This window comes from Bacillus australimaris, assembly GCF_001307105.1.
GTDB classification, from domain to species: Bacteria; Bacillota; Bacilli; order Bacillales; family Bacillaceae; genus Bacillus; species Bacillus australimaris.
Genome location: NZ_LGYN01000001.1, coordinates 813,804 through 826,154, shown reverse-complemented (window position 1 = coordinate 826,154; position 12,351 = coordinate 813,804). Strand labels below are relative to the sequence as shown.

Below are 12,351 nucleotides of genomic sequence, written 5' to 3'. Positions count from 1 at the left end.
ACACGTATGATGTTAACGGGATAAAAGGGAACGATAGTATTGTCCTTTTTCTACATATTCTCTGCGGATTCGGTCCATGTCTTGGATGTCTTCATCTGTTAACAGCCGAACCACTTTGGCTGGACGGCCAAAAGCGAGTGATCCTTTTGGGATGACCTTTCCTTGAGGGACAAGACTTCCTGCACCGATGAAGGCGCCTTCGCCAATTTCTGCACCATCGAGAATAATGGACCCCATGCCAATGAGGGCATTTTTTCGAATAGTTGAGCTATGTAATGTGACTTGGTGTCCAATGGTAGCACCATCTTCAATAAGAAGTGTTTTTCCAGGACTTTGATGCAGGCAAGATAAATCTTGGATGTTGACGCTCTTTCCAATACGCACAGGTGCGACATCGCCTCTGATGACGGTTTGGAACCATACACTCGAATATTCTCCAATTGTGACATCACCTGTAATGGTGGCGTTATCTGCGACAAAGACCGATTCATGAATCTCAGGTGTAAACTGATGATATGGATAAATCACTTTTTCGACTTCCTTTCTTAATACAACATTTGTGAGGTGTTTACTTTGTGGACTTGGCATGCTGAAAGACCAGTTGGTGCAATTGTGATTGTACATGGTGCTAGTGAATATCACGGACGATATAAATGGTTGATTGAAATGTGGCGTACTGCAGGCTATCACGTCGTTATGGGTGACTTACCTGGGCAAGGAACATCGACACGTGCGCGAGGCCACATTCGTTCCTTTCAAGAATACATTGATACAGTAGACGAATGGATCGAACATGCGAAGTCATTCAGGCTTCCTACTTTTTTACTTGGACACAGCATGGGCGGGCTTATTTCCATTGAGTGGATGAAGCAGTATACCCATACGAAGATTGATGGCCTTATTTTATCATCACCTTGTTTAGGTCTGCAATTTAAACCGAAGAAGCTGATGGATTTTGCGTCAAAAGGTCTAAATGTGCTGGCACCGTCTTTTAAAGTGGAGTCAGGGCTGTCGATTGAACTAGCCACACGGAATCAGGCTGTCATTGAGGCAGACTCAAATGATTCTCTTTACGTGACAAAGGTGTCGGTTCGCTGGTATCGAGAGCTGATCAAAAATATTGATGCAGCCATGCAGCCGACGAATGTCTTTAAATCGGTTCCGCTTCTTTTAATGCAGGCGGGCGATGATAAGATCGTGGATAAAACGAGGGTGATCAAATGGTTCAATGGCATAGAATCAACCAATAAATCATACCGTGAATGGGAAGAGCTGTATCATGAAATTTTTAATGAACCGGAAAGAGAAGATGTGTTTAAGGCGGCAAGAGCCTTTACAGATCAATATATTTGATTGTGAGCTTTAAGTTGGGGGTGGATTGATTTGTCAGTACCAGAGCGTCCTTTTGCACTGATGACAAAGGTATATAAAGATATTTTTCCGCTTGTTCATCAGGAGCTGAAAAAGTGGCGGGCTCATGCAGAAATGATTGAAAATGAAGAATTGAGAACGCAGGCACTAGCGAGTATATCCAGTAAAACTTTTCACTGTGAAGGCGGAGGCATTTTATCTCTGCTAGCAGGTGAAGAGAAGGAAACGTGTATTGAATTTATTGTGGCGTATCAAACCATCAGTGATTACTTAGATAACCTATGTGACCGCAGCACGTCACTTGACCCAAAAGATTTTCATATGCTGCATCAAGCGATGAGAGATGCGCTTGATATTCATGCGGAGCTCAAGCCATACTATCAATTCCGTGATGATCAAGACGATCATGGATATTTACATGCGCTTGTCCGCACATGTCAAGACGTGCTGTCGCGCATTGAGCATTATCCAATCATTCAGCCCTATTTACACACGCTTTGTGATTACTATAGTGATCTGCAAGTACATAAGCACGTCGTTCCTCATGAGCGTGTACCACGGCTAGAGTCTTGGTTCCGCCAATATGAAAAAGATTTACCAAAGATGGAATGGTATGAGTTTTCAGCTTGTGCTGGATCAACATTAGGGATATTCTGTCTTGTGGCGTATGCGCTGCAGCCTGATTTTACAGAACAGCAGGCAAAGCAAATTTATGAAAGCTATTTCCCTTATATTCAAGGTTTGCACATTTTACTTGATTATTTAATTGACCAAGAAGAGGATCGGCTTGGGGGAGATTTGAATTTTTGCTCATACTATGACTCTCATCACGAGATGATGGATAGACTTCAGCATTTTATCGAAAAAGCGGATGAGCAGCTGAAAGGCATTCCACACGAAAACTTTCACAAATTGATTAACAGAGGGTTACTTGCGGTCTATTTGTCCGATGAAAAAGTGACAGCCCAAAAAGAGATGAACAAGCTGGCAAAACGGCTGATTAAATCAAGCGGGAAAACATCGTTCTTTTTCTATATCAACGGAAGAGCGTATCGGACCTATCAGAAAATGCCTTGGATGAAATCCTCATAAAAAGCTCAAATCCATTAGGATTTGAGCTTTTTTTCAATGGCGACCACAAAAGGTGGGTCGTTTTGAATGTTCATGTATTGATAAGATAAAACTTGTACTTCTTCATGAGGAAGTGACCTACAATAGTCAAGAAGCACTTCTTTTTCTCTTTTTCCTTCAGGATGACCATGATAAATCACAAGAACGATTAGACCTCCAGGTTTGAGCCAATCGAGGAGCTGCTTGATGGCTTCAATGGTTGTATGAGCTTGAGTGGTGACAGCTTTATCGCCACCGGGCAGATACCCAAGGTTAAACACTGCACCAGATATATGTCCATAAATATCTTTTGGCAGGTGATCGGCTAGTTTTTCATGTCCATCGTGGATCAGGTGAACGTAAGGATAATGATCACCAAGCCTTTTGCTAGTCTGCTGTAAGGCATCCTCTTGCACGTCGAATGCGAACACTTGTCCATCAGTTCCTACAAGGTCGGCTAAATAGAGTGTATCGTGCCCATTCCCCATCGTTGCATCTATGACGATGTCGCCTTTTTGACACGCGCGTTCTAATAGTTCTTTACTAAAAGGGAGCATGCGTTTTAAAATCATTTGGCTGCTTCTTCCAATCTAACGAAACGTTTACCTTGATAGCTGTTGCGTTTTTCAAGCTCGGCATTAATGGCATTTAGTACTTCCCACTTGTTTACACTCCACATCGGACCAACCATTAATTCAATCGGGCCATCGCCTGTAATACGATGAATAATCATTTCTGGCGGCAGAATCTCCAGCTGATCACAAACAAGCTGAACATATTCATCCTGGCTTAAAAACTCAAGTTTGCCTTTTTCGTATTGCTTGACCATTGGGGTACCTTTTAAAAGATGAAGCAAGTGAATTTTAATTCCTTGCACATCTAAATCAGCGACAGCTTTTGCTGTTTCCATCATCATATCCCGGTTTTCAAGAGGCAGTCCGTTGATGATATGCGAGCAGACACGAATTCCATGTTTTCGCAGCTTTTCTACACCTTCAACGTAGCATTCATAATCATGGGCACGGTTGATGAGCATAGCTGTTCGTTCGTGTACCGTTTGAAGACCAAGCTCTACCCAGAGATAAGTGCGTTCATTTAATTCGGCTAAATACTCCACTACGTCATCCGGCAGACAGTCGGGTCTTGTTGCAATGGATAGACCAACCACACCATCCAGATTCATGACGGTTTCATATTTTTCTTTTAGGACAGGAAGCGGTGCGTGTGTGTTTGTATACGCCTGGAAATACGCCATATATTTTCCGTCTTTCCATTTTGTATGCATCCGGTCTTTGATGTCATTAAACTGAGTGATGAGGTCATCAGCCCGGTTTCCTGCAAAATCACCAGATCCAGCGGCACTGCAAAATGTACAGCCGCCGTGGGCTACAGTACCATCACGGTTTGGGCAGTCAAAGCCGCCGTCTAAGGCTACTTTAAATACTTTATGACCAAAGTGCTCACGTAAATGATAATTCCATGTGTGATAACGTTTTTCGCTGTTTGAATATAAAAAAGGGTTATGCTGATCCAAGTCAGTAACCTCCTTGCATAATAATAGGCATCCTTAAAGTTTAACAAAAATTACGAGGGAGGACAATTGAATCTGTCCAACATTTTCTTTAGTGAAAAAGCTTTACATGGGTAAAATAGGCGGGAGCGATGATGAAATGGAGGGAAAGCAAGATGGCAACAAGGCAGTCGATCGATGAATTTATACAAAAAAGTACTGAAACGCTTGAATTTGCAAGTGAACAATTTGATTTGAGCTCAAGGCAGGAACATTATAATGAGGAAGAGTTTTCTCAAGCACAGCTTATGCTTGAGGAGGCGGTCAATGAATTAGAAAAATTAAAAGATGTCGCCAATGACCAGCAAAGAGAGCGTTTAGATAGGGCACGTGTTCAAATCCAAAGCCTGCAAAACCAAATGATATTAGGAATTTCTTACGATAACGTTTGATGAACAGATCCTTCTTTTAAGGGTCTGTTTTTTTATTTTTTGGCTGTTTTCGCAAAGATTGTTGTTTTTGGATATATATTTGTAATTGGTTTTTATTCCGTTAAAATATGTTATATATAAAGGAATTGCAAATATCTTTAATCAAGGGGGGATAAAAAATGTGGGAGACTCTTCCTAATTGGTTTTGGGCATTATATTACTTGTTTTTCTTAGCAACATTAGGAACTGCAATATTCAGTGTTGTGAAAAATAAACATAGGGGATTGTCCATTCTAACCATTGTATTTACTGTTACAATTCCGATTATTAGCCTGATAAATAGCATTGGTAGAGTAGAAGGAATGAATGAATTTGAACACTTATTTAGTCAATTGCAACAGGGGGCAGTTTGGTCTATCTTTACAGTTATAGGCTATATATTTTTATTAGTATGGTGGGTGCTAATCCTGTTCAAAAGCAAGTCCAAAAACCAAGTAATAGTATCTAATTAAAACATTGTAGAGACCTCAATATTCGGGGTCTTTTATTATGCACTTCTCAACATCTCAACTGTACTATAATTAGATTTTTGACATGCTAAAACAAGCATTTGCTCTACTCGTTTTTCAAATGCTAAATTCTTTTCCTTATCAAGCCATCGGAACCAGTAGAGGTAGTTGTCCAAATATTTTGTTGCAACTCCTTGAAAACGCTCCATCCACTTTTTCAGGCGATTATGAAAGTTATTAAAGTTATTAACGTGTTGAATGTGGTAAATCCCCTTCTTTACACGCTGTTTTTGACGCTCATTGACTGTTTCGTGTTGTAATCCTGTTATCTTGGCGAACCTTTTATAATTTGTTGCTGTATCAGTGCATAGCAAAGCAGAAGGGTGAATATACTCATCCTTCTGCTTTAACACGACCTGTTCCTGCCTTACGAGCAATTACACTTCCATTACGGTCTTGTGCTACGACAACAGCAATTTTAAGGTTAGAAATACCTCTCTTTTCGTCCTTTTCTCCACGCTTTTTGGCTTTTCTATGGGTGATTTCTCGCCCCTTCATAGACTCACGAAAGAAAGTTTCATCACTTTCAACGATACCTTAAAGTTGATTAAATCCGAAACTGCCTGATGCGTTCAAGATTTTATGTCTCCAATTAAATGCGGTGGAAATGTTTATTTTAAGGCGTTCAGCAATTTTGGGTAGTGTATAACCCTCAACCATTCGTTCTATGTATTTTACCCATTTTTCTGGATAACGAGAGCCTGAGAATGGTGTGTTGGTCATATCATTGAAGGATTTTCCACAATCGTTACACAGATAGCGTTGTCTTGAGCGATATTTCCCGTTCCGTTTAACGGATGTACTACCGCAATGAATACGCCTTAAACCAGAAGCAAATCTGGCTTCACGAATGCTTTTAAGTAGTTTCGTAATTTTATCTGGTTCGTCTGGAAACAAGTCCTGTTTCATTGCGTTTAAAATCGCTGAACTCTTCATAAACATTTTCCCACATACTTAAACGCCTCCCGAATGCTCATTGTAACAACCTTTTAACAGTATGGCTAAGAAAGCAACAATTTTTACGAAAATAGCCTATTTTTATTCTAGAGTCTCTTGACTTTTCAATTAAGTGTCTATATTGTATTAAGTGTACTATATCAACTAATACACTACAGACACTTAAAAAGTGAAGAAAGGTGTTCAACCATGAAAAAAGAAAAAAAACCAATCAATTTGAAGTGGATGGTGCTGGCTGTTGCGTTAGCATGTACATTTTTTTTCGTTCTTGTTTTCATTGGTTTTGAAGTTCAAAAAGATTTGATACCCAATTCGGTCTCTTTAATACAAGGGCATGAACAAGCGATAGGACTGCAAAAGCATGAATGAGGAAAGAGGGAGCCATCATGATCCAAATAGATCCAAGAAGCGCTGCGCCAATATATGAACAAATCATTGAGCAGCTCAAAATTTTATGTTTAAAAGGCGTGATGAAGCCAGGTGACAAATTGCCCTCCGTCAGAGAGCTCGCCACCATTATTATTGCCAACCCAAACACCGTCAGTAAAGCGTATAAAGAGCTTGAGCGGGAAGGGATTATTGAAACTCTAAGGGGCCGCGGTACGTATGTGACAGAAGGTGCTCAGTTAAAGCTGAATGAAGGGAAGGTGCTCGAGATGAAGGAGCAATTAAGACAGCTCATTATAGAAGCTCATTATGCCGGTATTGATATTCATCAATTGAAGGAATGGCTAGAAGAGATCGGCTCAAGTCTAAAAGGAGGAAATCAAGGTGATTGAGGTTAGAAATGTATCGAAGACATTAAATGGACGCAAAGTACTCAGTGACGTTTCCTTCAAAATAGGTGAAGGTGAGATCTTTGGTCTGCTTGGACGGAATGGCTCCGGGAAAACAACACTTCTCCGATTGATACAGCAAATTCTTCTTCCGGATGAAGGAGAGATTTATTTCAAAGACGTGCTGGTGAAAGATCACCCATTAGTGAAGCAAAATATTGTGTATATGCCGGTCGTGAATCCATACTTTGACAGATACAATTATGGACAGCTTGTCCAGCTGTTAAAGCATATTTATCCAAAGTTTGACGTGACATATGCCAATGAGCTTGTGAACCGGTATGAGATCCCAGAAAAAGTGAAGTATCGTGAATTGTCGACAGGGTTAAAGAAACAGCTGTCGCTCATTTTAAGCTTTGCCATCAAACCAGCGGTCATTTTATTAGATGAGCCGACTGATGGAATCGATGCCGTCACTAGAAATGATGTTCTTCAGCTCATGATTGACGAAGTAGCAGAGCGTGAAACATCGATTCTCATTACATCTCACCGCTTAGAAGATATTGAGCGTATGTGTAATCGAATTGGATTTTTAGAAGGTAATGAACTCACAAGTGTCATGGATTTAGATGAACTAAAGAATGACTATGTCAAAATCCAAATGGCCTTTGAAGAAGATATGAATTTAAGTATTCGTAAAAATGGCGTTGCCATATTAGATCAAGCGGGCGTTTTTTATACAGCGCTTGTCCTTAAAACCGATGTAGAGGCTAAAGAGTACTTGAAGTCTCTGCAGCCAAAAGTATGGAATGAACTGCCTGTGAATTTAGAAGAAGTATTCATTGCGAAGTTTGGAGGGAAACGCAGATGGTAAAGCGGCAATTGTTATACAAGGAGTGGAAGCAATCTGAGCTGACATTCATTTTAGTGATGCTTGTGGCGGTGTTTGCGACGCCATTATCCCTTTTAATGGAATATTCATCTTATCAAACGTGCTTAAAAGATGAAATGTGTACACCGGCAGGCGAATTTTATTACAGCTTTCATTCAGATTCTTTTTTGTCTGTGTCATGGATTATTGGTTTGTTTTTTGCATTGATGATTCTTGGTATTGAAAGAAACAAAGGATTGATGGATTTCACGTTATCTTTACCTTTTAGTAGAAGTTCGATCTATCATTCAAAATTTATGCTTGGAGCGGGTATGTTGATTTTCATTCATGGCGTATCCTATGGAATCACGGGCTTATTCATTTTGTGGTTGCACCCATCTGAAACCTCTGATTTTAATAGTGAGTATTACCTTGCACTCATTGGATCTTTAATGGTATACAGCTTGTTTTTAGCTGCAGGTACATTAACAGGAAATTTGGTCGCTCAGGTGCTTGTTGGATTCAGTACATCAATATTGCCTTTCTTAGTGATTGGTTTACCGTTAGTTCATTTAGACTTTCTGTTACAAACAACAGAAAGCTTGATTGACAACCAACTTAACCGTTTGATTATGCCAATGTCACCGGTTATGTATATTACAAATGAGCCTCAACCTGCAGTCCCTTATTTGTTCCCAGGTGATGATATTGTCATTCCTACCATGATGTTCATTTTATTTTATATTATTGGTTTGATAGGTTTTCTTAAAAATCCAATGGAACGAAATGGGCGGTTTTTCCTTTTTTCAAAAATGGACCGGCCAATTCAGATTATGGTCATTGTCTTTGGTATTCTAGGATTTGGCTGGCTTGGATTTTCTTCAGACAATTCTATGTTTGGTTATATTGCTGGCATGCTGATCGGTGGAGCTGTCGGTGCACTGACGAGTTATTTCTTAATCTATCGAAAAAGATAAACAGAGAGCAGGGGAGTAGAGATGATTCAAATTCAAGCGTTAGATCATGTGTTTAAAATCGGTAAAAAGGGCAGAGAGAACGAGATTCCTGTGCTGAAGGGAATTGACCTGTCCATCAAAAGAGGTGATATTGCTTGTATTGTTGGACGAAGTGGTTCGGGGAAATCGACTTTATTGAACTTAATATCAGGCTATATTACGCCAACGAGTGGACAAATTGTAATCGATGGTACTAATGTGACGGGCTTTAATGAAAAAGAATGGGCAGACTTTCGCTTAGATCACTTTGGCTTTATTTTTCAAAGCTTTCAATTGATCGGAAGCTTAACAACGTATGAGAATATTGAACTTCCGCTTACTTTAAAGGGTGTGAAGCCGTCTGAACGAAAGGCGAAAGTAATAGAAATGCTGAAACGAGTAGGTTTAGAACATCATGCAGGGCATTATCCAAATGAACTGTCAGGCGGGCAGCAGCAGCGTGTGAGTATTGCAAGAGCCTTGATATTGAATCCGTCGATTATTTTAGCGGATGAACCAACAGGCAGCCTGGATTCAGAAACTGAAGGAGAAATATTAGCCTTTATCCAGCAGCTTAATCGTGAAAAAGGAATTACATTTGTCATTATTACACATGACGATGAGGTCGCTTCAATCGCAGACACAACGTTCCAGCTTCATGATGGTGTATTAAAGAAAGGGGAACAGTCCATTGAAATTTAGAGATCAGGTCAAATTCATTAGAAGAAACATGAAGAAAAATAGATTACGAGTGTTTATGACTATTCTTGCGACGACAATGGCTTGCTCTTTCTTAATCGTTCTAGCATCTGTCGGTTTTGGTCTGCAAAAATCAGCTCAAGATGAAATCATGAAGCAGCAAATCATCACGGAAATTAAAGTGGTAGGAAAAGAAAAAGGAGACGTCAAGGTTGATGATTTAAAGAAATACGATCATGTGAAATCTGTCGTCTCAAGAACGTCGATCAATCCATCGGTAAACGTCGAGCTCGATGACCGCTCAAGTGAAACGCAGGCTGCTTTAACCAATATGAAAGAAGAAAAAGAAGCAGGGCTTGAGCTAGACCGAGGAAAAGTCCCAACATCAGCAAACGAAATAGTGGTTGGGTATCATATGGCGGAACAACTGTGGACAAAAAAAGAACGCGAAGCCTATGAAAAAGAATTAAATCAGACGTCAAATGGTGAAGAAACACCAAAGGAACCTAAAGGCTACACGAAGGATATTTTAAATAAAGTCATTCAAATCAAGGTGCCAAAACTAAATGAAGAAAATGAAATCGTCAAAGAAAAAACATTCGATTTCCGTGTAGTGGGCGTTTTGAAAAAGCCGAATTTGGAGTGGCAGGAGGATCATAAAGTTCTCATTCCGAATGCTTATGAAAAAGAATTCGATCAAATACTCGATCTGTCTCCTGAAGCAGGAAATGTTGAAAAAATGACCTCAGTCTATGCAGATAAATTCGACAATGTCGGTGCGCTTACGGATAAGCTGACAGATGAGGGCTACCAAGTCATTTCTGTGACGAACCAGCTCGAAGGAATGGCTATGTTCTTTACAGTCTTCAAAATTGGACTTATTTTTGTTGGGTGTATTGCCGTCATTATTTCTGCGATCGGAATTTTCAATACGATGACAATGGCAGTAACAGAGAGAACACAAGAAATTGGTATCATGAAAGCCATTGGCGCGAATCCATCCATTATCAAGCGAATGTTCCTAATGGAAAGTGCTTATATCGGGGTGATCGGATCAATCATCGGAATTATCATCTCATATATCATTAGTTTCGCTGTCAATTTAATTATTCCAGCCATACTGTCTTCTATGTCTGAGGGAGGGTCAAGCGATCAATTCTCGATTACTTTTTCCTATATTCCGCTCAGCCTTGTCATCACAGCAACAGTGATTAGCGCAGGGGTAGCGATTCTTTCAGGTCTTAACCCGGCACGTAAGGCAACAAAAACGAATGTATTATCAGCGTTAAGAAGAGAAATCTAAAAAAAGAACCTCCTAGAAAACCCGATTGGGCTTACAGGAGGTTCTTTTTCATCTTCAACATTGCTATTGCTTCGGCGCCCGGTATCCGGCACGTTCTGCCTCTTCAACAGAGCAGAACAATTTCGTTACATTCTTTGTTCTAGAGTAGTATCTGCTGCTCGGTGTGTGATAAATGCCGTTAACACTCCCTTTGATGTTACAGGCAGCCGATTCTTTTTTTGTTTCCTTTTGAGATTCATGCCCGCCTGTACTGGTTCCTTCATCTTTAGGAGCGGAGCGCTGAACAGTAGAAGACGCTGTATCGCTGCTTCTTTTTTTGTTCTCTTTCTTGAGTGTTTCGTTGCTTGAGGCAAGCTTGTCTATTTTCTCTTCAAGCGCTTGAATGGTCTTTTCTTGCTTTTTGACTGTTTCTTTTTCTGAGGTGATGTTTTCTAGCTTTTTCGCTAGTTTTTCTTTATCCTTTGTTGCGTCCTCTAAAGAAGCGGTAAGTTCCTCTTTATCAGCTTTTAAGCGTGATATGTCAGATGTGAGCTGCTTTTGATCCTTTAAAAGCTGTGCAGAAGATGGATCGGCTTGTGCCTTCGGAGCATCTGTGGCAGCAAACGGTAATGACATAATGGAAAAGACAAAACCAATGATTAAAAACGGATAAAATAGTTTCTTTGAAAAGACCTGCTCGTTCTGGTGTTTGAGTAATAAGAAATTGACGGCATATCCTATGGCGAAACAAACACATAAAAGACCTATGATGAGTAACATCATCATCTAGCAGCCCCCCTAAATCTCTATTTACACCTATCATACCTCATTTTTCCATTTTGGGAAGCGGTTCAATTAAAAAAACCCTGTTTACACAGGGTTTTCAGCTAATGGCAATCCTTTAATCGCTTCTTTTACTGTTAAATAAGTAACTGTATTCTGGAAATCTGTATCTAGGTCTTTCATTTTCATCGCAAGCTGGGGCTTGATCCCAGTAATAATCAGTTCGGTTCCAGTTAAATTGAGGAGATGATGCAGTTTGAAAATGCGTCCTGCGACGGAATCATCGACATCGATTAAACCAGAAAGGTCGACAATTAAATAATCATCCTTTGAATCATCTAATATACAAGTTAACTTAGCGACAATGGCATCAAAGCGTTCTTCAGATAGTTTTCCGATAAGCGGAAGAGCGGAAACACCATTTTTGATTGGGACGATTGGCGTCGAAAGAGAGGTGACTTCCTGTAAGGAATCTTCTAGGAGCTGTTCATATTCTTTCTGTTTTGTAATATCCTTTTGAAAACCGATGAAAAATGTTTTGTCATCTTGTTCAATGTATAGAGGGTCTATATTGAGTTCATTCCAAAAAAAAGTGCCGTCTTTTTTATAATTTTTCAGCTGTGTGGTAATAGGTGTTTTGTTCTGTATTCCGTGTCGGATTAAAGCAAGCTGCTTTTGATCTGTATCTTTTCCTTGAAGGAATCGACAATTCCGCCCAAGAATCTCATCTGGTTTGTATCCAGTCATTTGTGTAAAACCATGATTCACATAAACGATAGGGTTATCCTCTAAGGAAGGGTCTGTAATGACAACACCGATCCGCGCATGATCCAGCGCTTTTTTTATGAGTTCAAGCTGTTTTTGCAAGCCGAAGATATTCGAGCTGACCATATTACCCTCCTTTGCTACTATGAGACATATCAAATGGTTGTCTTTTCAACCAAATGAATTCTTTATAAACGTAACATAACATATGTTCTGTTTCAACGATTGCAAA

15 protein-coding genes and 1 pseudogene are annotated in these 12,351 nt (G+C 39.9%); 10 read left to right on the top strand and 6 right to left on the bottom strand.

Annotation, left to right across the window (positions count from 1 at the left end; translation table 11 throughout):
* Window positions 1-12: 12 nt before the first annotated feature.
* A complete protein-coding gene (locus tag AKG37_RS04275; RefSeq protein WP_060697704.1) occupies window positions 13-528 on the bottom strand; it encodes a gamma carbonic anhydrase in 516 nt (171 codons plus the stop codon).
* 45 nt (window positions 529-573) lie between these two features.
* Here AKG37_RS04275 and AKG37_RS04270 point away from each other — a divergent pair, with 45 nt between their 5' ends.
* Both AKG37_RS04270 and AKG37_RS04265 read left to right on the top strand, forming a co-directional pair.
* Window positions 574-1,353 carry an alpha/beta hydrolase gene (locus AKG37_RS04270; RefSeq protein WP_060697703.1) on the top strand — a complete coding sequence of 260 codons (780 nt, stop codon included), beginning with the start codon at window positions 574-576 and terminating at the stop codon, window positions 1,351-1,353.
* Between the two features lie 30 nt (window positions 1,354-1,383).
* Window positions 1,384-2,463 (top strand): tetraprenyl-beta-curcumene synthase family protein, encoded by a 1,080-nt coding sequence (locus AKG37_RS04265; RefSeq protein WP_060697702.1) that lies wholly within the window; start codon window positions 1,384-1,386, stop codon window positions 2,461-2,463.
* A gap of 14 nt (window positions 2,464-2,477) precedes the next feature.
* Here the strand turns inward: AKG37_RS04265 and mnmM are convergent, their stop codons facing one another.
* The gene (gene mnmM / locus AKG37_RS04260; protein ID WP_060697701.1) at window positions 2,478-3,053 is read right to left on the bottom strand and encodes a tRNA 5-(aminomethyl)-2-thiouridylate-methyltransferase MnmM; all 576 of its coding nucleotides are present in this window, start codon (window positions 3,051-3,053) and stop codon (window positions 2,478-2,480) included.
* The gene (gene mnmL / locus AKG37_RS04255; protein ID WP_060697700.1) at window positions 3,050-4,015 is read right to left on the bottom strand and encodes a tRNA modification radical SAM protein MnmL/YtqA; all 966 of its coding nucleotides are present in this window, start codon (window positions 4,013-4,015) and stop codon (window positions 3,050-3,052) included. The genes mnmM and mnmL overlap by 4 nt, the downstream gene beginning before the upstream one ends.
* Before the next feature lie 152 nt (window positions 4,016-4,167).
* Between mnmL and AKG37_RS04250 the strand changes: the two genes are divergently transcribed.
* Both AKG37_RS04250 and AKG37_RS04245 read left to right on the top strand, forming a co-directional pair.
* Window positions 4,168-4,443 carry a YtzC family protein gene (locus AKG37_RS04250; RefSeq protein ID WP_060697699.1) on the top strand — a complete coding sequence of 92 codons (276 nt, stop codon included), beginning with the start codon at window positions 4,168-4,170 and terminating at the stop codon, window positions 4,441-4,443.
* 158 nt (window positions 4,444-4,601) lie between these two features.
* Window positions 4,602-4,934: a hypothetical protein gene (locus AKG37_RS04245; protein WP_060697698.1), complete on the top strand. Its 333-nt coding sequence runs from the start codon at window positions 4,602-4,604 to the stop codon at window positions 4,932-4,934.
* 35 nt (window positions 4,935-4,969) lie between these two features.
* On the opposite strand, the pseudogene AKG37_RS18715 reads toward AKG37_RS04245, so the two are convergent.
* Window positions 4,970-5,933: pseudogene (locus AKG37_RS18715) on the bottom strand (IS1595 family transposase).
* A gap of 204 nt (window positions 5,934-6,137) precedes the next feature.
* Here AKG37_RS18715 and AKG37_RS04230 point away from each other — a divergent pair.
* From AKG37_RS04230 to AKG37_RS04205, 6 genes are read left to right on the top strand one after another with little or no spacing between them, the layout of a single operon-like run.
* Window positions 6,138-6,317, top strand: a complete 180-nt coding sequence (locus AKG37_RS04230; RefSeq protein WP_060697696.1) for a hypothetical protein — start codon at window positions 6,138-6,140, stop codon at window positions 6,315-6,317.
* 17 nt (window positions 6,318-6,334) lie between these two features.
* Window positions 6,335-6,727 (top strand): GntR family transcriptional regulator, encoded by a 393-nt coding sequence (locus tag AKG37_RS04225; RefSeq protein ID WP_060697695.1) that lies wholly within the window; start codon window positions 6,335-6,337, stop codon window positions 6,725-6,727.
* Window positions 6,720-7,598 (top strand): ATP-binding cassette domain-containing protein, encoded by an 879-nt coding sequence (locus AKG37_RS04220; RefSeq protein WP_060697694.1) that lies wholly within the window; start codon window positions 6,720-6,722, stop codon window positions 7,596-7,598. Before AKG37_RS04225 ends, AKG37_RS04220 begins: the two co-directional genes overlap by 8 nt.
* On the top strand, window positions 7,592-8,572 hold the full coding sequence (locus AKG37_RS04215) for an ABC transporter permease (protein WP_060697693.1): 981 nt from the start codon (window positions 7,592-7,594) through the stop codon (window positions 8,570-8,572). Before AKG37_RS04220 ends, AKG37_RS04215 begins: the two co-directional genes overlap by 7 nt.
* A 21-nt stretch (window positions 8,573-8,593) precedes the next feature.
* A complete protein-coding gene (locus tag AKG37_RS04210; RefSeq protein WP_060697692.1) occupies window positions 8,594-9,292 on the top strand; it encodes an ABC transporter ATP-binding protein in 699 nt (232 codons plus the stop codon).
* The gene (locus AKG37_RS04205; RefSeq protein ID WP_060697691.1) at window positions 9,282-10,592 is read left to right on the top strand and encodes an ABC transporter permease; all 1,311 of its coding nucleotides are present in this window, start codon (window positions 9,282-9,284) and stop codon (window positions 10,590-10,592) included. The genes AKG37_RS04210 and AKG37_RS04205 overlap by 11 nt, the downstream gene beginning before the upstream one ends.
* Before the next feature lie 63 nt (window positions 10,593-10,655).
* On the opposite strand, the gene AKG37_RS04200 is transcribed toward AKG37_RS04205, so the two are convergent.
* Window positions 10,656-11,357, bottom strand: a complete 702-nt coding sequence (locus tag AKG37_RS04200; RefSeq protein ID WP_060697690.1) for a coiled-coil domain-containing protein — start codon at window positions 11,355-11,357, stop codon at window positions 10,656-10,658.
* Window positions 11,358-11,441: 84 nt separating this feature from the next.
* A complete protein-coding gene (ytvA, locus tag AKG37_RS04195; RefSeq protein WP_060697689.1) occupies window positions 11,442-12,245 on the bottom strand; it encodes a YtvA family blue-light photoreceptor in 804 nt (267 codons plus the stop codon).
* Between the last annotated feature and the right edge of the window lie 106 nt (window positions 12,246-12,351).

What these genes read in the sequence shown, in the direction of transcription:
- mnmM (WP_060697701.1), bottom strand. Translation starts at nt 3,053, where the DNA reads ATGATTTTAAAACGCATGCTCCCTTTTAGTAAAGAACTATTAGAACGC.
- AKG37_RS04250 (WP_060697699.1), top strand. Translation starts at nt 4,168, where the DNA reads ATGGCAACAAGGCAGTCGATCGATGAATTTATACAAAAAAGTACTGAA.
- AKG37_RS04245 (WP_060697698.1), top strand. Translation starts at nt 4,602, where the DNA reads ATGTGGGAGACTCTTCCTAATTGGTTTTGGGCATTATATTACTTGTTT.
- AKG37_RS04230 (WP_060697696.1), top strand. Translation starts at nt 6,138, where the DNA reads ATGAAAAAAGAAAAAAAACCAATCAATTTGAAGTGGATGGTGCTGGCT.
- AKG37_RS04225 (WP_060697695.1), top strand. Translation starts at nt 6,335, where the DNA reads ATGATCCAAATAGATCCAAGAAGCGCTGCGCCAATATATGAACAAATC.
- AKG37_RS04215 (WP_060697693.1), top strand. Translation starts at nt 7,592, where the DNA reads ATGGTAAAGCGGCAATTGTTATACAAGGAGTGGAAGCAATCTGAGCTG.
- AKG37_RS04210 (WP_060697692.1), top strand. Translation starts at nt 8,594, where the DNA reads ATGATTCAAATTCAAGCGTTAGATCATGTGTTTAAAATCGGTAAAAAG.
- AKG37_RS04200 (WP_060697690.1), bottom strand. Translation starts at nt 11,357, where the DNA reads ATGATGATGTTACTCATCATAGGTCTTTTATGTGTTTGTTTCGCCATA.
- ytvA (WP_060697689.1), bottom strand. Translation starts at nt 12,245, where the DNA reads ATGGTCAGCTCGAATATCTTCGGCTTGCAAAAACAGCTTGAACTCATA.